16 protein-coding genes are annotated in these 18,545 nt (G+C 65.7%); 3 read left to right on the top strand and 13 right to left on the bottom strand.

Annotated elements, in window-relative coordinates:
• Positions 1-13: 13 nt before the first annotated feature.
• Genes kdpB through kdpF form a run of 3 tightly spaced genes read right to left on the bottom strand, consistent with a single transcriptional unit; the run spans position 14 to position 3,876 of the window.
• Entirely contained in the window at positions 14-2,065 is a 2,052-nt protein-coding gene (gene kdpB, locus A9179_RS10040) for a potassium-transporting ATPase subunit KdpB (RefSeq protein WP_187805673.1), read from the bottom strand.
• Positions 2,066-2,077: 12 nt separating this feature from the next.
• On the bottom strand, positions 2,078-3,778 hold the full coding sequence (gene kdpA / locus A9179_RS10035; RefSeq protein WP_187805672.1) for a potassium-transporting ATPase subunit KdpA: 1,701 nt from the start codon (positions 3,776-3,778) through the stop codon (positions 2,078-2,080).
• 8 nt (positions 3,779-3,786) lie between these two features.
• Complete coding sequence (kdpF, locus tag A9179_RS10030) at positions 3,787-3,876, bottom strand: K(+)-transporting ATPase subunit F (protein ID WP_187805671.1); 90 nt, start codon at positions 3,874-3,876, stop codon at positions 3,787-3,789.
• 255 nt (positions 3,877-4,131) lie between these two features.
• Here kdpF and A9179_RS10025 point away from each other — a divergent pair, with 255 nt between their 5' ends.
• The 3 genes from A9179_RS10025 to xopAW all read left to right on the top strand — a co-directional run bounded on the left by A9179_RS10025 (position 4,132) and on the right by xopAW (position 6,904).
• Entirely contained in the window at positions 4,132-4,908 is a 777-nt protein-coding gene (locus tag A9179_RS10025; protein ID WP_187805670.1) for a response regulator, read from the top strand.
• On the top strand, positions 4,908-5,942 hold the full coding sequence (locus tag A9179_RS10020) for an ATP-binding protein (RefSeq protein WP_187805669.1): 1,035 nt from the start codon (positions 4,908-4,910) through the stop codon (positions 5,940-5,942). The genes A9179_RS10025 and A9179_RS10020 overlap by 1 nt, the downstream gene beginning before the upstream one ends.
• Positions 5,943-6,121: 179 nt before the next feature.
• Positions 6,122-6,904 (top strand): XopAW family type III secretion system calcium-binding effector, encoded by a 783-nt coding sequence (gene xopAW, locus A9179_RS10015; RefSeq protein WP_187805668.1) that lies wholly within the window; start codon positions 6,122-6,124, stop codon positions 6,902-6,904.
• A gap of 68 nt (positions 6,905-6,972) precedes the next feature.
• On the opposite strand, the gene A9179_RS10010 is transcribed toward xopAW, so the two are convergent.
• The 10 genes from A9179_RS10010 to lpdA all read right to left on the bottom strand — a co-directional run bounded on the left by A9179_RS10010 (position 6,973) and on the right by lpdA (position 18,491).
• On the bottom strand, positions 6,973-8,547 hold the full coding sequence (locus tag A9179_RS10010; RefSeq protein WP_187805667.1) for a YdgA family protein: 1,575 nt from the start codon (positions 8,545-8,547) through the stop codon (positions 6,973-6,975).
• 202 nt (positions 8,548-8,749) lie between these two features.
• Positions 8,750-9,823: an AI-2E family transporter gene (locus tag A9179_RS10005; RefSeq protein ID WP_187805666.1), complete on the bottom strand. Its 1,074-nt coding sequence runs from the start codon at positions 9,821-9,823 to the stop codon at positions 8,750-8,752.
• A 54-nt stretch (positions 9,824-9,877) separates the two neighbouring features.
• On the bottom strand, positions 9,878-10,681 hold the full coding sequence (locus A9179_RS10000) for a DUF4892 domain-containing protein (RefSeq protein WP_187805665.1): 804 nt from the start codon (positions 10,679-10,681) through the stop codon (positions 9,878-9,880).
• Between the two features lie 8 nt (positions 10,682-10,689).
• Positions 10,690-11,349: a glutathione S-transferase family protein gene (locus A9179_RS09995; RefSeq protein WP_187805664.1), complete on the bottom strand. Its 660-nt coding sequence runs from the start codon at positions 11,347-11,349 to the stop codon at positions 10,690-10,692.
• A gap of 50 nt (positions 11,350-11,399) precedes the next feature.
• On the bottom strand, positions 11,400-12,263 hold the full coding sequence (locus A9179_RS09990) for an alpha/beta fold hydrolase (protein ID WP_187805663.1): 864 nt from the start codon (positions 12,261-12,263) through the stop codon (positions 11,400-11,402).
• The gene (locus tag A9179_RS09985; protein WP_187805662.1) at positions 12,260-13,066 is read right to left on the bottom strand and encodes an alpha/beta fold hydrolase; all 807 of its coding nucleotides are present in this window, start codon (positions 13,064-13,066) and stop codon (positions 12,260-12,262) included. Before A9179_RS09985 ends, A9179_RS09990 begins: the two co-directional genes overlap by 4 nt.
• Before the next feature lie 132 nt (positions 13,067-13,198).
• The gene (gene brnQ, locus A9179_RS09980; RefSeq protein WP_187805661.1) at positions 13,199-14,512 is read right to left on the bottom strand and encodes a branched-chain amino acid transport system II carrier protein; all 1,314 of its coding nucleotides are present in this window, start codon (positions 14,510-14,512) and stop codon (positions 13,199-13,201) included.
• Between the two features lie 290 nt (positions 14,513-14,802).
• Complete coding sequence (gene sucD, locus A9179_RS09975; protein WP_187805660.1) at positions 14,803-15,690, bottom strand: succinate--CoA ligase subunit alpha; 888 nt, start codon at positions 15,688-15,690, stop codon at positions 14,803-14,805.
• The gene (gene sucC / locus A9179_RS09970) at positions 15,690-16,856 is read right to left on the bottom strand and encodes an ADP-forming succinate--CoA ligase subunit beta (protein WP_187805659.1); all 1,167 of its coding nucleotides are present in this window, start codon (positions 16,854-16,856) and stop codon (positions 15,690-15,692) included. The genes sucD and sucC overlap by 1 nt, the downstream gene beginning before the upstream one ends.
• A 198-nt stretch (positions 16,857-17,054) precedes the next feature.
• Positions 17,055-18,491 carry a dihydrolipoyl dehydrogenase gene (gene lpdA / locus A9179_RS09965; RefSeq protein ID WP_187805658.1) on the bottom strand — a complete coding sequence of 479 codons (1,437 nt, stop codon included), beginning with the start codon at positions 18,489-18,491 and terminating at the stop codon, positions 17,055-17,057.
• Positions 18,492-18,545: the final 54 nt, after the last annotated feature.

Genomic DNA, 18,545 nt, shown 5'->3' with positions numbered 1-18,545 from the left:
AGGGAGACAAGCGCTACACCAGCCCCACCGCCACCAGCAGCAGGTCGATCAGCTTGATCCCGACAAAGGGCGCGAGGATGCCGCCCAGGCCATAGATCAGCAGGTTGCGCCGCAGCAGGCTGGCCGCGTCCAGCGCCTGCACGCGCACCCCACGAAGGGCCAGAGGGATCAGGGCGACGATGATCAGCGCGTTGAACACGATGGCCGAGAGGATCGCGCTCTGCGGGCTGTGCAGCTGCATCAGGTTGAGCGCGCCAAGCTGCGGATAGATGCCGGCGAACAGCGCCGGCAGGATGGCGAAGTACTTGGCCACGTCGTTGGCCACCGAGAAGGTGGTCAGCGCACCGCGGGTCACCAGCAGCTCCTTGCCGACCTGCACCACGTCGAGCAGCTTGGTAGGGTCGCTGTCCAGGTCGACCAGGTTGGCGGCCTCGCGGGCGGCCTGGGTGCCGTCGTTCATGGCCAGGCCGACGTCAGCCTGGGCCAGCGCCGGGGCATCGTTGGCGCCGTCGCCGCACATGGCGACCATCTTGCCTTCGGCCTGCTCGGCGCGAATGCGTTGCAGCTTCTTCTCCGGCGTGGCTTCGGCGATCAGGTCATCCACGCCCGCTTCGGCGGCGATGGCAGCGGCGGTCAGCGGGTTGTCGCCGGTGACCATCACGGTACGGATGCCCATGGCGCGCAGCTCGGCGAAACGTTCGCGGATGCCCGGCTTGACCACGTCCTTGAGGTGGATGGCGCCGAGCAGTTGGCCGTCGCCGGCCACCAGCAAGGGCGTGCCGCCGCTCTGGGCGATCTTCTCGACCTCGCGGGCCAGTGCCGTGGGCACCTCCTCGCGACTCATATTCAGATAATTGAGCACCGAGTCGACCGCGCCCTTGCGGTACACATGGCCGTTCCAGTCGGCGCCGGACAGGCGTGTCTCGGCGCTGAAAGCGATGGCGCGGATGTCCTCGCGCGCCGGCTCCTGCATCGGGTGCAGCCCGCGCAGGTATTCGACTATCGACTTGCCCTCGGCGGTGTCGTCGGCCAGCGAGGCCAGCAGCGTCCCTTCGGACAGTTCCTTGCCGCTGATTCCAGGCGCCTTGATCAGCGCGCTGCAGCGACGGTTGCCGAAGGTGATGGTGCCGGTCTTGTCCAGCAGCAACACGTGCACGTCCCCCGCCGCCTCCACGGCGCGGCCGGACTTGGCGATCACGTTGAGGCGCACCAGGCGATCCATGCCGGCGATGCCGATGGCCGACAGCAGGCCGCCGATGGTGGTGGGGATCAGCGTCACCAGCAGCGCCACCAGGTACACCAGCGGCAGGTCGCCGCCGGCGTAACGGGCGAACGGCTGCAGGGTCGCCACTACCAGCAGGAAGATCAGGGTCAGGCCGATCAGCAGAATATCCAGCGCCACCTCGTTGGGCGTCTTCTGCCGCTTGGCACCTTCGACCAGGGCGATCATACGATCCAGGGTCGACTCGCCCGGGTTGGCGGTGATCTGCACCAGCAGCCAGTCGGAGACCACGCGGGTGTTGCCGGTCACCGCCGAACGGTCGCCGCCGGACTCGCGAATCACCGGCGCTGATTCGCCAGTAATGGCCGCCTCGTTGACCGCTGCAATGCCGGCGATCACCTCGCCGTCACCAGGAATCAGCTCGCCGGCCTCGACGCGCACGATATCGCCACGACGCAGGCTGCTGGCCAGCACGGTCTCGAACTGCTGACCCTTCTGCCGGCGCGCATTGAGCCCCTGGCTGCCGGCCTTGAGGCTGTCGGCGCGTGCCTTGCCACGGCCTTCGGCGAGGGCCTCGGCGAAGTTGGCGAACAGCACGGTGAACCACAGCCACAGGGCGATCTGCACGGCCAGGCCGACGCTCACCGCCGGGTTGGGGATAAAGCACAGCACGGTGGTGAGGATGGCGGTCAGCTCGACCACCAGCATCACCGGCGCGCGCTGCAGCTGCCGCGGGTCGAGCTTGACGAAGGCCTGGCGCAGCGCCGGCTGCCACAGCGCGGCGAAACTGGTCTTGGCTTGTTGCGGGGCGCTGTTCAGCGCCGGTTCGGTACGGGCATTCATCATGATTCTCCCTTAGAAGCCCTGGAACATTGTCAGGTGCTCGGCAATCGGGCCCAGGGCCAGTGCCGGCAGGAAGGTCAGGCCGCCGACCAGGAGGATGGTCAGGGTCAGCAGGGTGACGAACAGCGGGCCATGGGTCGGGAAGCTGTTGCTGCTAATCGGCGCGCGCTTCTTCGCCGCCAGGCTGCCGGCGATGGCGAGGATCGGCAGGATGTAGCCGAAGCGCCCAAGCAGCATGGCCAGGCCGAGCAGCAGGTTGTGGAACGGCGTATTGGCGCCGAAACCGGCGAAGGCCGAGCCGTTGTTGGCGGTGCCCGAGGTGTAGGCATACAGCGCCTGGCTGAAACCATGGGCACCCGGGTTGCTGATCGAGGCCGCCGGGCCGGCCAGGCTTACCGCCAGGGCGCTGAATACCAGTACACCGACCGGCATCACCAGCAGGGTCGCCACCAGCAAGCGCACTTCGCGGGCTTCCAGCTTCTTGCCGAGGTATTCCGGGGTGCGGCCGATCATCAGGCCGGCGAGGAACACCGCGATCAGCACGAACAGCAGCATGCCGTAGAGGCCAGCACCGACGCCGCCGAAGATCACTTCGCCGAGCATCATGTTGAACATCGGGATCATGCCGCCGAGGGCGCTGAAGCTGTCGTGCATGGCATTGACCGAGCCGTTGGAGGCCGCCGTGGTAGTCACCGCCCACAGCGCCGAGGCGGCGATGCCGAAGCGGCTCTCCTTGCCCTCCAGCGAACCGCCCTGCTCGATCGGCAGCATGGCCAACGCCGGGTTCGGCTGGTACTCGGCCCACAGGGTCACGCCCAGACCGAGAACGAACAGGATCAGCATGCAGGCCAGCAGCGCGCGGCTCTGGCGCAGATCCTTGACGTAGTGGCCGAAGGTGAACAGCAGCGCCACCGGGATCAGGATGATCGACACCAGCTCGAACAGGTTGCTCCAGGCCGTCGGATTCTCGAACGGGTGCGCCGAGTTGACGCCGAAGAAACCGCCGCCGTTGGTGCCGAGCTGCTTGATGGCGATCTGGCTGGCCGCCGGGCCGAGCGGAATGACCTGGTCGCTGCCGCTAATGGTGTGCGCGGTCGCATAGTCGAGGAAGGTCTGCGGTACGCCCTGCCAGACCAGAAACAGCGCCAGCAGCAGGCACAGCGGCAGCATGCCGTAGAGGGTGGCGCGGGTCAGGTCGACCCAGAAGTTGCCGACACTGTTGCTCGAACGGCGGGCGATGCTGCGGCAGAACACCACCAGCACCGCCAGGCCGACCGCCGGGCTGACGAAGTTCTGCACGGTCAGGCCGACCATCTGGCTGAAGTAGCTGAGCGACGCCTCGCCGCTGTAGGCCTGCCAGTTGGTGTTGCTGACGAAGCTCACCGCGGTATTGAACGCCAGCGTCCACTCCAGCCCCGGCAGGTGCTGCGGGTTGAGCGGCAACGCGCCCTGCAGCATGAGGATGGCGAACAACAACAGCAGGCCGGCCAGGGTGAAGGCCAGCAGCGCCAGGCTGTAGGTTTTCCAGTCCTGCTCGGCCTGGCTGTCGATGCCCGCCAGGCGGTAACAGAAGCGCTCGATGGGCGCGAACAGCGGGGTCAGCAGGGTCTTCTGCCCCTCCATCGCGCGGAAGATGTAGCGCCCGAGAAACGGAGCCGGCAGCAATACCAGCACGAAGAAGGCCAGGATCAGCCAGTAGTCTTGGACTTGCATGGCGCCTCCTAGCTACGCTCGGCGCGCAGCAGCGCAACCAGCAGGTAGATGAACAGCGCCACGGCCAAGCCGAGTGACACCCCGTCGAGAATGCTCATGTGTATGCTCCTTGTCGCGGTGGTTACCGCCTGAGCAAATTCTCGGCAGAGGGGCCGTAAAGGTTCGATTGCGCAACCCCGGCAGGTATGTAAAGAAGGTGTAAAAATGCGCCTTTGTATCGGCCCGGATACATCACCGACACCATGCCGATACGCAGATCCGCCACCATGCCGACAAGCGGCGCCGACTGGCATGGCCGCTAGCATTGCGACAGGCTAGGATGCCAGCCTGTCTACCCCCGCATCCCAGCCCTGATGTTCCTGGAGCCTGCCCCGGTGGAAGCCCCCCATACCCGCGATTGGCGCGTACGCACGACCCGTGCCCTGATCGTCGATGACAACCTCGAACTGCGCGAGCTGCTGGGCGGCTACCTGACCCGCTTCAATATCGACAGCGAAGCCGTCGGCGACGGCAGCGGCATGCGCCGCGCCCTGGCGCAGAGCCAGTTCGACGTGGTCATCCTCGACCTCATGCTGCCCGGCGAAGACGGCCTGGCCCTGTGCCGCGAGCTGCGCGCCAGCTCCGATATCCCGATCCTGATGCTGACCGCACGCTGCGAGCCGGCCGACCGCATCATCGGCCTGGAACTGGGCGCCGACGACTACATGGCCAAGCCCTTCGAGCCGCGCGAACTGGTGGCGCGCATCCAGAGCATCCTGCGCCGCGTGCGCGACGACCGCGACCCGAGCCGCGCCGACCCGCGCCAGGAGCCGCGCACCAGCATCAGCTTCGACGGCTGGACGCTGCACAGCGTGCTGCGCCAGCTGCAATCGCCGGACGACCTGCTGGTGCCGCTGTCCAATGCCGAGTTCCGCCTGCTCTGGGTGTTCCTCGAACGCCCACGCCGGGTGCTCAGCCGCGAACAACTGCTCGACGAGGCCCGCGGCCGCTCCATCGAAGCCTTCGACCGCAGCATCGACCTGCTGGTCTCGCGCCTGCGCCAGAAGCTCGGCGACGATCCGCGCTCACCACGGCTGATCAAGACCGTGCGCGGCGAAGGCTATCTGTTCGACGCCCGCGATATCGCCTGATGCGCACCGCCGACACCTTCTTCGCGCGTCTGTTTGGTGTCCTCATGCTGGCCATCGTGCTAGCGCACATCCTGGCTTTCGCCTGGTTCAATTACTACGGCCACCGGCCGCCGCCCCCGCCTCCTCCGCCGGCCTACAGCGAGCACGGCGAACCTGGCTCGCGACCGCCGCCTCCGCCGCCCTGGCGCGGTTTTGGCGGCCCGCTGGTGCCGCTGACCTTCCAGCTGCTGACCCTGATCGCCGCCGCCTGGTATGGCGCACGCCTGCTCAGCCGGCCGATCCAGCGCCTGTCCGAAGCCGCCGAGCGCCTCAGCGAGGATCTCGACACCCCACCGTTGCCGGAAACCGGCACCAAGGAAGCACGCCAGGCGGCGCATGCCTTCAACTTGATGCAGCGGCGCATCCGCGAGCAGGTGCAGCAACGCGGACGCATGCTCGCCGCCGTTTCCCACGACCTGCGCACGCCGCTGGCGCGCCTCAAGCTGCGCGTCGAGCAGATCCCCAACCCACAGCTGCGCTCGCGCATGGGCCAGGATCTGGGCGAGATGATCAGCATGCTCGACGCCACCCTGCGCTACCTGCATGAACAGCGCAGCAGCGAGGCGCTGCAGTGGTTCGACCTGCAGGCACTGGTCGAGTCGATGGTCGAGGACGCCCAGGATCGTGGTGCCGATGTGCGCTTCAGCGGTCACTGCGCACCGCTGCGGGTACAGCCGCTGTCATTGCGCTCGTGCATCAGCAACCTGCTGGAAAATGCCCTGCGCTATGCCGGGCATGCGCGCATCGAGCTGCACGACAGCCCGCAGCAGATCGAAGTGCGGGTCTGCGACAACGGCCCCGGCATTGCCCCCGAGCAACGCGAGGCAGTGTTCGAAGCCTTCTTCCGCGTCGAAGGCTCGCGCAACCGCAGCTCCGGCGGTGTGGGCCTGGGCCTGACCATCGCCCGCGAAGCCGCCCGCCGCCAGGGCGGCGACATCCTGCTCGAAGAAACCCCGGGCGGCGGCCTTACCGCCATCCTGCGCCTGCCCCGCTGAGCCGCGCCGGCCTGGCCGGCGCGCGCCTCCCGTAGAACCCACGAGCAAGCACCGCGCAACACACGCGGCGCGGCTGTATGGGAGTCGTTACAAAGTCCATATACCCCCGACACAGAGCGCCCGGAGGCTGACACAACCGGAGAACCCTCTCCGGTCATGCCCACATAGGAGTGACTCCCATGATCAGTGGTGTCAGCAGTTACTCGAGCTACAGCAGCTATAGCTCGACACTCGCCAGCACCCAGCGCAGCAGCACCGCCAGCAGTGGCGGCGGTGGCTGTGCCGGAGGCCCGGCGAAAGTCCAGGAGAAGCTGTTCAGCATTCTCGACAGCGACGGTGACAGCAGCGTCAGTAAGGACGAATTGAGCAGTGCAATCAGCGCCGCCCAGGAAAGCGACAGCAGCCTGAGCATCGATATCGACGAGCTGTTCAGCCAGCTCGATGCCAACGGCGACGGCAGCCTGGACAGCAAGGAAACCGCCGCTCTGGCCCCGCCGCCACCGCCCCCCGGCGGCCCGGGTGGCCCCAGCCCGGAGGAGATGTTCTCCCAGCTGGACACCAACGGCGACGGCAGCATCGATGAAGAAGAGCTGTCGGCCATCGCCGGCTCCAGCAGCAGCGATGTCAGCAGCCTGTTCAGCGAACTCGACGCCGATGGCGACGGTGGCCTGAACATCGATGAGATGGCCGCCCTGGCGCCACCGCCTCCACCGCCACCAGCAGATACCGGAGCCAGTTCGGAAGAACTGTTCAGTGCGCTGGACACCGACAGTAGCGGCAGCATCAGCCAGGACGAGTTGAGCAGCCTGCTCGACAGCATCGGCCAGCAGAGCCAGGCCAGCAGCAAGAGCCGCAGCGAGGAGGAAGACTTCTCGGGACTGATCGCCAAACTGCTCAAGCAGTACCAGAGCAGCGCCAGCTACCAGTCCAGCATCGGTAGCCAGCTCGACCTCTCGGCCTAACCGCCGTAAAGCAAACGGCCAGCCGATCCGCAGTGCGAATGGGCTGGCCGTTATAGGGCAACGCGCCGTTACTGCGCGGTGTTCTCTACTGCCGGTGCTTGCAGGGCCAGGCCGTCAGCGCTCTCGCCTTCCTGCAGGGCTGCATCGTCCTGCTGCATGCCCATGCCGCCGCCCATCGCCATAAACATGCCGACGAACTCCTCGACCGTCATCTTGCGGCCGTTGAAGTCGACCTGGTCGTTGGCGTAATGCAGGCTGGAAACGATGTTGTCGCCTTCCACCGTGGCCATCTGGCTGGCTACCGCCATGCTGCTGGCCATCTCGCTCATCATGCTGGCCTGCTCGGCAATCGCCTGCTGGTCGGTCTGTCCGGCGAAGGCCGCCTGCACACCGACCACGTCGCCGATCATCGGCTTGGACACCACCAGTTTGGCGTCCAGTTGGCCGATCAGTTGCTTGGCGATCAGCGGTGCCGGCAGGTCGAAGGATTCCGGCTTGTTGAGGTCGAGCGCCAGACGCAGATGGCTTTCGCCATTGGTGGTCTTGAACGACATTTTCTCCAGAGCGATCTGGGGCTTGGCGGCCAGCAGTTGCTCGAAGTCGGCCTTGAGCTGGGCCTGCTCGGCATCGCTCAGATCCAGCTGCGGCGCCTCGCTGCCCTGCAGGGCCGCAGTCTGCAGCGGCTGCAGCTTGCTCTCGTAGAGTTTGACCAGCGACTGCACGGCGCCCAGATCGAGGTTCTTCAGGCTCCACACCTGCTGGCTGCCACCGATCTGCTTGCCGTCGTAGCTGATCATGCCGATGTCGTAGGTCAGGCGGCCGTTGAGGCTGTTGCCGACCTCTTCCAGGCTGTCGCTCTGGGCCAGGTCGCTAAGCAGTACCGGCGGCTTGTCGGCCATCTGTACGCTGGCGCTTTTCAGCTTGACCTGGTTCGTCCCCATGTACAGCCCGGAGCTGCCCTTGCTGCGGTCGCTGTCCAGGGTCAGGCCCTGCAGGTCGATGGTCAGCGGCCCGGAGGTGGGCGAGACAAGGGACAGCTGCAGGCTGGTCATGTTGCCGCCGATCTGCAGATCCTCGGCCTTGGCGCTGGCGTCCACCTGCAGATCCAGACCGGAGAATTTCACCTGGATCTTCTCGCTCGGAGCCAGATCCAGCGGCTGCAGGCGCATGCTACTGCTGCTGGAACCGTCATAGCCGAGGCTGACCTGGCCACTGAGCGGAGCCACGCCCTGAGTCGCGGCAAACCAGGGTTCGGTGAGCGGGTTCTTTTCCAGTTCGAAGTTGCTGGTGGCCATGACCGGCATCAGCTTCAGTGCCTGCAGGCGCGACAGCGGGAACGGGCCGTGGTCGATACGGTCGACGAACAGCAGCTCGAACGGCTGCTGGCCATCGCCCAGAGCCTTGCCGGCGACGGTCAGGCGGTAGTGGGCGGTACTGCTGAACAGGTGCCGCTCCAGCGACAGCAGTTCCAGCTTGGCCGTGCCATCGATGCCCAACAGGGCGTTCTGCATCTGCTGGTTGGCCTCGCTGATCGAGGTTTGCAGCACGCTTTCCAGATGTTTACCGGTGTACCACGCCCCGGCGGTTCCCAGTGCCCCGACGATAACGACGAGGCTTGCAGCCATACCTGCGGTTTTTTTCATGAGTGAGCTCGATGTCCATGTGTTGTTGTGAGTCTTCCCTGCGCCCATCGCGGGCCTGCTCCATCGCAGTGTGGCGGGCAAGCCGTCGCGGATTCAGGCCGAAATGCACGAATCTGAGGCGATAACCGCGGAAAAGCCGGGCAAGGTTACCACCCTGCCCACTTGACTCACCATGCGCAGCTGCACGTGGCGGCAACCTGGTTCAGTGCTGTTCCTCGTCTCGTGCCGTGGCCGGCGCCTCGGCCGGAGCGCTCTTGGCCCAGTCGCCGAGCAGACTGAAGGCGATCGCCAGCAGGGTCGGGCCGAGGAACAGGCCCATGAAGCCGAAGGCCAGGATGCCGCCGAACACGCCGAGCAGCACCACCACCAGCGGCAGGTTGCCGCCACGGCTGATCAGGTAGGGCTTGAGCACGTTGTCCACGCCGCTGATGACGAACATGCCCCAGATGCCGAGGAATACCGCCATGCCGTATTGCTCCTGGCTGACCAGCCAGGCCGTGGCGGGAATCCATACCAGCGGCGGGCCCATGGGGATCAAGCTGAGGATGAAGGTGATGATGCCCAGCACCAGGGCGCCCGGCACGCCGGCGATGTAGAAGCCGATCATGGCCAGCAGGGCCTGGGCCGCCGCCGTGCCGATCACGCCGTTGACCACCCGCTGCACGGTGCCGGCCACCAGATCCTGGTAGTGCTCGGCGCGGTCGCCGATCAGGCGTTCCAGCAGGCTATGGACGAAGGCCGCCATGCGCGGCCCGTCGCGGTAGAAGAAGAACACCAGCACCAGGCTCAGGGCCAGCTCCAGCATGCCACCGCCGAGGGCCGCGCTGCGCGCCAGCAGCCAGTTGCCGACCTGGCCCAGGTACGGGCGCAGGCTGGCGAACAGGGCCGCGCCCTCCTTGTCGATACGCAGCCAGATGTCGCTCAGGCGCTGGCCGATCAGCGGCAGATCGGCCACCCAGGCCGGTGGCGGCGGCAGGCCGTCGACCTGTAGATCCTTGAACAGGGTGGTGGCATCGCGCACATGGTCAGCCAGGTTGAACCCCAGCCAGACCAGCGGAATCGCCACCAGCACCATCCAGCCGGCCGTCAGCAACGCTGCCGCAGTGGCCTCGCGGCCATTCAGCGCGCGGGTCAGCAGGCGCATCAGCGGCCAGCTGGCGAAGGCCAGTACGGCGGCCCAGAACAGCGCCGAGAAGAACGGCGCCAGCACCCAGACGCAGGCGCCGAGCAGGGCCAGGAGGAGAATCTGTACCAACAGACGATCGTTGTTCAGCATTGCCAGCTATTCCCACAGCAAAGGCGCCAGCCCGGCGGGCAGGCGCGACAGGATTCAAGGTAGAACGCGCACCTGCAGGCCGCCATCGCCGCCCTCGCCCAGCTCCACCCGCGTGGCACGCACGCCCTGCACCAGCAGCGCGGCTTGCCAGGCTTCGGCCTGGGCACCGGCCAGGCTCACCCGCAAGGTGATATCGAGACTGAGGGTACGTGCCAGCAGGTCGCTCCAGTCGGCCTGCGGTGCCTGCAGCGCAGCCAGGTTCAGCTCGCCCTCCGCGCGCAACTGGCGCAGCAGGGTGCTGGCCGTGGGCAGCTGGGCAGCCAGCGGCTGGTTGGCATCGAGCTGCTCGACCTGCAGGTAGACCCGCCGGTTGCCGCGGGTAATGCCGTACAGGGCCAGCAGGCTGTCCTGCTGGGGCGCGGCCAGGCGCAGCAGGAGGAAGCTCTGGCGTTCGTCCGGGCCATAGAGCTTGGCATTGCCGAACAGTGCGTTGGCCCACAGGTTGCTGGAGCCACACTCACGGCCCTGGCACCAGTAGAGCAGCTGCGCGCCGTTGCCGAGCAGCTCGTGGCGGGCCGTATCCAGCGCGCTTTCCGGGCGATGGCCATCGGGCAGGCGATAAGTCAGCGCACGCAGACGGCCTTCGGCCTGCACCTGACGCTCCAGCTGCAACTGGCCGCTGATGCGGCGGATCTCGCTCTGCGGGTAGCTGCGTTCGCTGCTGGCGCTGTCGCGGTAATCGACGATTTCGGCATGGGCAAAACGGGGCAACACGGCAAGGTCGGCACTGCCGGGCAGATCATCGGCCAGCAGCGGCGTGGTGCACAGCAGCAGAGCGGCAAACAGACTCGGGCGCATCCGTTTCCTCAACGTATCAGCATGGTCTGGGCGGTCTTCACCACGCTGGCCTCGCTGGCCCGCTGCGGCACCTGCAAACCACGCTGCACGGCCGGGCGCGCATCGATGGCGGCGATCCAGCGTTGCAGATGCACCAGACCCTCGACCGACACGCCAGCCCAGTCATGCACGCGCACCCAGGGGAAAGTGGCGATGTCGGCGATGCTGTAGTCACCGGCCAGGTACTCGGCCTCGCCCAGGCGACTGTCGAGCACCTCGTAGAGGCGCCGGGTCTCGTGCTGGTAGCGGTCAATGGCGCCCTGCAGTTTCTCCGGGAAATAGCGGAAGAACACGTTGGCCTGGCCCTGCATCGGCCCTACCCCGCCCATCTGGAACATCAGCCATTGCAGCGCTCTCGAACGGCCCTTGGCGTCGCTCGGCAGCAGCTGGCCGGTCTTCTCGGCGAGGTAGATCAGGATGGCGCCGGACTCGAACACGGCGAAGTCGTCGTTAGCGCGGTCGACTATGGCCGGGATACGCCCATTGGGATTGATCCTGAGGAAAGCCGGCGCCTTCTGCTCCTGCTTGTCGAAGGACAGCGCATGCACCTCATAGGGCAGCGCCAGCTCCTCCAGGGCAATCGACGCTTTGTGCCCGTTGGGCGTGGCGGCGGTGTACAGATCGATCATGCGTGGCTCCCTGAACAATCTGCCCAGCCTCGGCAGTTGTCAGGGGCAAGTCAAGCGCGCGGGAAGAAACGATTGAAACAGTCTGCAACCTGCTGCGCGCCGGCCTCGTCGTTGAGATGCAGGTGGTGGCCGCCAGGCAGTTTGTGCACCTCGAACTGGGTACCCTCGATCAGCCCGGCGATGCGCGGCTCGACCGCCATGTGCCCCTGCGCTGCCAGCACCAGGCTGACCGGGCACTGCACGCTGCGCACGAACTCCTGAACATGGGCAAAAGTCAGGCGCATCACCGAAGGCAGGGTCAGGCGGATATCGGTGCGCCAGGTGTAACCGCCTGGCACCGGCTCCAGGCCGCGCTGGGCGAGCAGCTCGGCGGCCTCGCGGCTGACCGCGACCACGCCCTGCATGCGCGCCTGCACGGCGCGGTCGAGGTCGGCATACACCGGCTTGCGCTTGTCGCGTACCGCCAGGCGCGCGCGCAAGGCATCGCCCAGGCGCTTGGCTGAGCCTTCCGCTTCGCCAACAAAAGGTATCAGGCCGTCGATCAAGGCCAGGCGCTCGACCCGCTCGGGCACGGCGGCAGCCAGCAGGGTCGAGATGATCCCGCCGAGGGAATGGCCCATCAGGCTGAAGCGCTGCCAGCCGAGCTGCTCGGCCACCAGCAGGACATCTTCCAGGTACTCCCACATGCTGTAGCTGGAGTTGCTGGCGTAGTGTCCGGAGTGGCCGTGGCCGGGGAAGTCCAGGGCGACGATACACAGGCCCTGCAGCTTGGGCGCCAGGCGTGCATAGGTCATGGCGTTGTCCAGCCAGCCATGCAGGGCGATAACCGGGATGCCGTCCTCGGGGCCGAACAGGTGCGCAGCCAGCTCGACATGCGGCAGGCTGAAACGGATTTCCTCGACGCTGAAACTCATGCCGTACGCTCCTCGGCGATGCCCTGCCAGCGGGCGAACAGTTCACGCAGCAGCAGGGCGGTATCCTGCGGGCGCTCCAGAGGGAACATATGGCCGCCTGGCAGGCTGTGGTATTCGCCACGCGGCACCCGGCCGACCTGGCGTGCATGGTGTGGCAGCACCACCTTGCTGTGCCGCCCGCGCACCACCGCCAGCGGCACGGCGAGCTGCTGCGGGCGCCCCGGGGTGGTGTGCGGCACGCTGCGATAGATGGAGATTTCCGTGGCCGGGTCGAAACGCAGGCGCAGGCCCTGCCCCTCGGCGCGCAAACCATGCTCTACGTAGGCGTCCAGGCATTCCGGATCGAAGCGGCTGAACAGGGTCTTGCCGGCAAAGTAGCGACGCGCCTCGGCGAAGTCGCTGAACTGCTCGCGGCGGCCCACGGTACGCCCGGCCGGGGTGATCTTGTCGATAAAGCCGAAGCGCTTGGCCGCGCGGATCAGCACCCGGTCGACCAGTGTCAGCAGCGGCGAGTCGAGCATCACCACGCCACGGTACAACTCGGGCCGGCGCAGCGCCGCGTGGTAGTGCAGCACGCCGCCCAGCGAGTGGCCGACGCCCCACACCGGCTGTGCCTGCTGTTCGAGATGGGTGATCAGCTCCGCCACCAGGTTTTCCCAGTTGTCGTCCACCGGGAAGCGCGGGTCATGGCCGTGCTGCTCCAGGTGCTGCACCTGGTAGTCCGGCGCCAGGGCGGCGAACAGCTTGCCGTAGGTGGCCGAGGGAAAACCGTTGGCGTGGGCGAAGAAGATGGCTTGCGACATGATGGCTGGCTACCGGAAGAACTCGCAGAGATTGTCCGGCAGAGCCCGGCCGGCAGCAATCGGCAAGTCGTGGCAGAACGGCCAAAAACGCCGCGTGGCGCGCCAAAAGACGCGCCGCAGAGCACTCTCAGCTCAGGCCGCTTCGGTTTGCGGCTCGCCGAGCAGACGATCGACAGCCATCAACAACAAGGTGAACAGCACCACCGGCACCAGCCAGCCCAGGCCCTGCTGGGCCAGCGGCAGCTGGGCCAGCACGTCCGGCACCAGCTGTTCCAGGCCGGCCGCATTAAGGCCATCTGCCAGGCCGAACAGCAAGGCCAGGGCCATGGCCGGCGCGACGATGCGCCCCGGCGAATGCCAGAAGCCCCAGCAGAAACTCAGCGCCACCAGCACGATGCACGGCGGGTAGATGGCCGTCAGCACCGGCACCGAGACCTGGATCAGGGTGGCCAGGCCGAGGTTGGAGACCAGCAGCGAGAAGCCGGCGAGCAGCACCACCAGCGCGCGGTAGGACAGCGGCAACAGGCGGCTGAAGTATTCGGCACAGGCGCAGGTCAGACCTACGGCGGTAACCAGGCAGGCCAGCGAGATCAGCACGGCGAGGAAGACGCTGCCGAGATCGCCGAAAGTGTGCTGCACATAAGCATGCAGCACCGCCGCGCCATTGGTGGCGTCGCCGGCAATGGCATGGCTGCCGGCGCCCAGGCGGAACAGGCTGAGGTAGACCAGGGCCAGGCCAAGGCCGGCGATCAGCCCGGCGATGATCGCGTAACGGGTGATCAGACGTGGCGATTCGACGCCACGCGAGCGGATGGCGTTGACGATGACGATGCCGAACACCAGCGCGCCGAGGGTATCCATGGTCAGGTAGCCATTGATGAAGCCCTGAGAGAACGGCGCGGCCTGGTAGGCCGCGGTGGCTTCACCGATCTCGCCCAGCGGCAGCATGAAGGCGGCGATGCCGAGGATCAGCAGCGCGACTATCTTCAGCGGCGCCAGTACACGGCCAACGCTATCGAGCAGACGGCCCGGATACAGCGACACGGCCAGCACCACGGCGAAATACACCAGGCTGTAGAGGAACAGCGGCAGCGCGCCGTGGCCGGTCAGCGGCGCCAGGCCAACCTCGAAGGACACGGTGGCGGTACGCGGGGTGGCGAACAGCGGGCCCACCGACAGGTAGCAGACGGCAGCGAGGATTACCCCGGCGGTCTTGCCGATCGGGCTGCTCAGGCTGTCCATCGCACCACCGACCTTGGCCAGGGCAATCACGGTGACCACCGGCAGGCCGACGGCAGTGATCAGGAAACCGAGGGCGGCCATCCACACGTGGGGACCGGCCTGCAGGCCGACGATGGGCGGGAAGATGATGTTGCCGGCGCCGACGAACAGGGCAAAAGTCATGAAACCAAGGGCCAGAAGATCCAGGCCTTTCAAACGGGTCATAGCGGGAAGTACCACAGGCAGGAAAACAGGGAGAAAACGCAGGTTTCCTTTGAGTTCAGGAAGGGTGAGCCGCCCGGTTCAGGCCGTTCACGGGTACCCGCCGCCAGCCCTTGTGGGGCTTCGCCGGGAAAATAGTTGCAAGCCTAACGATTTTCTTCGCAGGCCGCGGCTGACAGCGGTCGGGCTGTCGATCAGACGCAATAATCTGTCGCTCCAGCACAATTTTCTGACCAGATAGACAGCAATAAAAAAGGCCACCCGAAGGTGGCCTTTTTCAGATCAAGTCAGCCTCAGGCTTTCTTGACTTCCCAGCCGGTCAGCTCGGCCAGGGCCTTGCCGATGTCGGCCAGCGAACGCACGGTTTTCACACCGGCATCCTGCAGGGCAGCGAACTTCTCGTCCGCGGTGCCTTTACCACCGGAGATGATGGCGCCGGCGTGGCCCATGCGCTTGCCGGGCGGCGCGGTGACGCCAGCGATGTAGGACACCACCGGCTTGGTCACGTTGGCCTTGATGAAGGCAGCAGCTTCTTCTTCAGCGGAACCGCCGATCTCGCCGATCATCACGATCGCCTCGGTCTTCGGGTCAGCCTGGAACAGCTTGAGGATGTCGATGAAGTTGGAGCCCGGGATGGGGTCGCCACCGATACCGACGCAGGTGGACTGACCGAAACCGGCGTCAGTGGTCTGCTTCACGGCTTCATAGGTCAGGGTGCCGGAACGCGACACGATGCCTACTTTGCCTGGCAGGTGGATGTGGCCCGGCATGATGCCGATCTTGCACTCGCCGGGAGTGATCACGCCCGGGCAGTTCGGGCCGATCAGGCGTACGCCCAGCTCGTCACACTTGACCTTGGCGTCGAGCATGTCGAGGGTCGGGATGCCTTCGGTGATGCACACGATCAGCTTGATGCCGCCGTAGGCCGCTTCCAGGATCGAGTCCTTGCAGAACGGAGCCGGAACGTAGATCACCGAAGCGTCGGCGCCAGTGGCTTCAACGGCTTCGCGAACGGTGTTGAACACCGGCAGGCCCAGGTGAGTGGTGCCGCCCTTGCCCGGGGTCACGCCGCCAACCATCTTGGTGCCGTAGGCGATGGCTTGTTCGGAGTGGAAAGTACCCTGGCTACCGGTGAAACCCTGGCAGATGACTTTGGTGTCTTTGTTGATCAGGACGCTCATTACTTGCCCTCCGCGGCTTTGACGACCTGCTGGGCAGCGTCGGTGAGGCTGGTAGCCGCGATGATGTTCAGGCCGCTGTCGGCCAGTACCTTGGCGCCGAGCTCGGCGTTGTTGCCTTCCAGGCGAACCACGACCGGGATCTTCACGCCAACTTCTTTGACCGCGCCGATGATGCCTTCGGCAATCATGTCGCAGCGCACGATGCCGCCGAAGATGTTGACCAGAACGGCAGCCACGTTGCTGTCGGACAGGATGATCTTGAAGGCTTCGGTCACGCGCTCTTTGGTAGCACCGCCACCGACGTCGAGGAAGTTGGCCGGCTTGCCGCCGTGCAGGTTGACGATGTCCATGGTACCCATGGCCAGGCCGGCACCGTTGACCATGCAACCGATGTTGCCTTCCAGCGCGACGTAGTTCAGTTCCCACTTCTGCGCATGGGCTTCACGGGCGTCGTCCTGGGACGGGTCGTGCATGGCGCGCAGCTTGGGCTGACGGTACATGGCGTTGGCGTCGATGTTGATCTTGGCGTCCAGGCAGTGCAGGTTGCCGTCTTTCTTGATCACCAGCGGGTTCACTTCCAGCAGAGCCAGGTCGTAGTCCTGGAACAGCTTGGCCAGGCCAACGAAGATGTGGGTGAACTGCTTGATCTGGTCGCCTTTCAGGCCCAGCTGGAAAGCCAGGTCGCGGCCCTGGTACGGCTGAGCGCCGACCAGCGGATCGATAGTGGCCTTGAGGATCTTCTCGGGAGTCTCGTGGGCGACTTTCTCGATGTCCACGCCACCTTCGGTGGAAGCCATGAACACGATACGGCGGCTGGAACGGTCGACGACGGCGCCGAGGTACAGCTCCTTGTCGATGTCGGTGCACGACTCGACCAGGATCTTGCTGACCGGCTGGCCATTGGCGTCAGTCTGGTAGGTCACCAGACGCTTGCCCAGCCACTGGGCGGCGAACGCCTTGGCGTCTTCCTTGTTCTTGACCAGCTTGACGCCGCCCGCTTTACCGCGGCCACCGGCGTGCACCTGGGCTTTGACAACCCACTCGCTGCCACCGATCTTTTCGCAGGCCGCAGCCGCTTCTTCCGGGGTGTCAACAGCGTAGCCAGTGGAAACCGGCAGGCCGTACTCAGCGAACAGCTGCTTACCCTGATACTCGTGAAGATTCATGCTTATCTACCGTTCTTCGTTTAGGTATTGCGCATTTCGGCGCTGCGCTCGAGGCGCCGCGCCACCTGTGACTGCACTGGTTAGCAGTCCGGCGAACATTCCTGCGACCGGTCTGGTAAGACCAGCCGCGGGCCGTGCGCCGTGGTTGTTACTGCGGTGTGGCGCCCTGCCTGGCAAGGCGCCGCATGCGGTATGGCCTTAGCGCTTCTTGCGGTTGGCGATGTGGATGGCGTGGCCATTCACCGCCAGGGCCGCTTCGTGCAACGCCTCGGACAGAGTCGGGTGCGAGAACACCATCATGCCCAGGTCTTCGGCACTGGTGCCGAATTCCATGCCGATGGCACCCTGCTGCACCAGCTCGGCAGCGCTCGGGCCGATCACATGCACGCCCAGCACGCGGTCGGTCTTGGCATCGGCGATGACCTTGACCAGGCCGGCGGTGTCGTTGGCAGCCATGGCACGGCCGCTGGCGGCGAACGGGAAGGTACCGACGTTGATTTCAACGCCCTCGCCTTTCAGCTGCTGCTCGGTCTTGCCGACCCAGGCGATTTCCGGGTGGGTGTAGATCACCGACGGGATCAGGTCGTAGTTCATCTGAGCCTTGTGGCCCTTGATGCGCTCGGCAACCATCACGCCCTCTTCCGAAGCCTTGTGCGCCAGCATGGCGCCACGTACCACGTCACCGATGGCGTAGACGCCCGGGACGCTGGTTTCGCACTGGTCGTTGACGAAGATGAAGCCACGCTCGTCCAGGGTCACGCCGCTGTCGGCGGCCAGCAGGTTGGTGGTCACCGGGCGACGGCCGACCGCTACGATCAGCTTGTCGAAGGTCAGCTTCTGCTCGCCAGTGGCGTCGGTGAAGGTCACAGTCACCTGCTTCTTCTTCACTTCGCTGCCGGTGACGCGGGCACCCAGACGGATGTCCAGGCCCTGCTTGCTGAGGATCTTCAGGGCTTCCTTGGAGATCTGCTCGTCGGCGGCAGCGAGGAACTTGTCCATGGCTTCCAGCACGGTGACTTCGGCGCCCAGGCGGGCCCATACCGAGCCCAGCTCCAGACCGATGACGCCGGCGCCGATCACGCCCAGCTTCTTCGGCACAGCCTGGAATTCCAGGGCGCCGGTGGAATCGACGATCACGTCCTGATCGACCGGGGCCGGCGGGATGTCGACCGGTTTGGAGCCGGAAGCCAGGATCACGTTCTCGGCTTCGACGACTTCTACCTTGCCATCAGTACCGGTGACTTCGACCTTCTTGCCGGCCAGCAGCTTGCCGTGGCCTTCCAGCAGGGTCACGCCGTTGGCCTTGAACAGGCCGGCAACGCCGCCAGTCAGGTTCTTGATGATGGTGTTCTTGCGCGCGACCATCTGCGGTACGTCGATGGTGACGCCCTTGGCCTCGATGCCATGAACTTTGAAGCCCTCGTGGGCCTCATGGTACTTGTAGGAGCTGTCCAGCAGCGCCTTCGACGGAATGCAACCGACGTTCAGGCAGGTACCGCCCAGGGCGACCTTGCCGTCCTTGTCCTGATACTTCTCGATGCAGGCGGTCTTCAGCCCGAGTTGCGCGGCCTTGATGGCGGCCACATAGCCCCCTGGGCCAGCGCCAATCACTACCACGTCGAATTTCTGGGTCATAACTCATTCCTTCTCGAATAAAACCGGGCGACTCCTTGTGGGAGCCGCCTTGTT

Origin of the sequence: Pseudomonas alcaligenes (assembly GCF_014490745.1) — a bacterium.
In the GTDB taxonomy this organism is placed as follows: Bacteria; Pseudomonadota; Gammaproteobacteria; order Pseudomonadales; family Pseudomonadaceae; genus Aquipseudomonas; species Aquipseudomonas alcaligenes_C.
The sequence above is the reverse complement of the archived record's forward strand: the minus strand, read 5'-3'. Positions and strand labels throughout refer to the sequence as shown.

Coding starts and splice junctions, on each gene's coding strand:
- sucD (WP_187805660.1), bottom strand. CDS start 15,690: ATGAGCGTCCTGATCAACAAAGACACCAAAGTCATCTGCCAGGGTTTC.
- A9179_RS10025 (WP_187805670.1), top strand. CDS start 4,132: ATGTTCCTGGAGCCTGCCCCGGTGGAAGCCCCCCATACCCGCGATTGG.
- sucC (WP_187805659.1), bottom strand. CDS start 16,856: ATGAATCTTCACGAGTATCAGGGTAAGCAGCTGTTCGCTGAGTACGGC.
- A9179_RS10010 (WP_187805667.1), bottom strand. CDS start 8,547: ATGAAAAAAACCGCAGGTATGGCTGCAAGCCTCGTCGTTATCGTCGGG.
- A9179_RS10005 (WP_187805666.1), bottom strand. CDS start 9,823: ATGCTGAACAACGATCGTCTGTTGGTACAGATTCTCCTCCTGGCCCTG.
- kdpA (WP_187805672.1), bottom strand. CDS start 3,778: ATGCAAGTCCAAGACTACTGGCTGATCCTGGCCTTCTTCGTGCTGGTA.
- xopAW (WP_187805668.1), top strand. CDS start 6,122: ATGATCAGTGGTGTCAGCAGTTACTCGAGCTACAGCAGCTATAGCTCG.
- A9179_RS10020 (WP_187805669.1), top strand. CDS start 4,908: ATGCGCACCGCCGACACCTTCTTCGCGCGTCTGTTTGGTGTCCTCATG.
- kdpF (WP_187805671.1), bottom strand. CDS start 3,876: ATGAGCATTCTCGACGGGGTGTCACTCGGCTTGGCCGTGGCGCTGTTC.
- lpdA (WP_187805658.1), bottom strand. CDS start 18,491: ATGACCCAGAAATTCGACGTGGTAGTGATTGGCGCTGGCCCAGGGGGC.
- A9179_RS09985 (WP_187805662.1), bottom strand. CDS start 13,066: ATGTCGCAAGCCATCTTCTTCGCCCACGCCAACGGTTTTCCCTCGGCC.
- A9179_RS10000 (WP_187805665.1), bottom strand. CDS start 10,681: ATGCGCCCGAGTCTGTTTGCCGCTCTGCTGCTGTGCACCACGCCGCTG.
- kdpB (WP_187805673.1), bottom strand. CDS start 2,065: ATGAATGCCCGTACCGAACCGGCGCTGAACAGCGCCCCGCAACAAGCC.
- A9179_RS09995 (WP_187805664.1), bottom strand. CDS start 11,349: ATGATCGATCTGTACACCGCCGCCACGCCCAACGGGCACAAAGCGTCG.
- brnQ (WP_187805661.1), bottom strand. CDS start 14,512: ATGACCCGTTTGAAAGGCCTGGATCTTCTGGCCCTTGGTTTCATGACT.
- A9179_RS09990 (WP_187805663.1), bottom strand. CDS start 12,263: ATGAGTTTCAGCGTCGAGGAAATCCGTTTCAGCCTGCCGCATGTCGAG.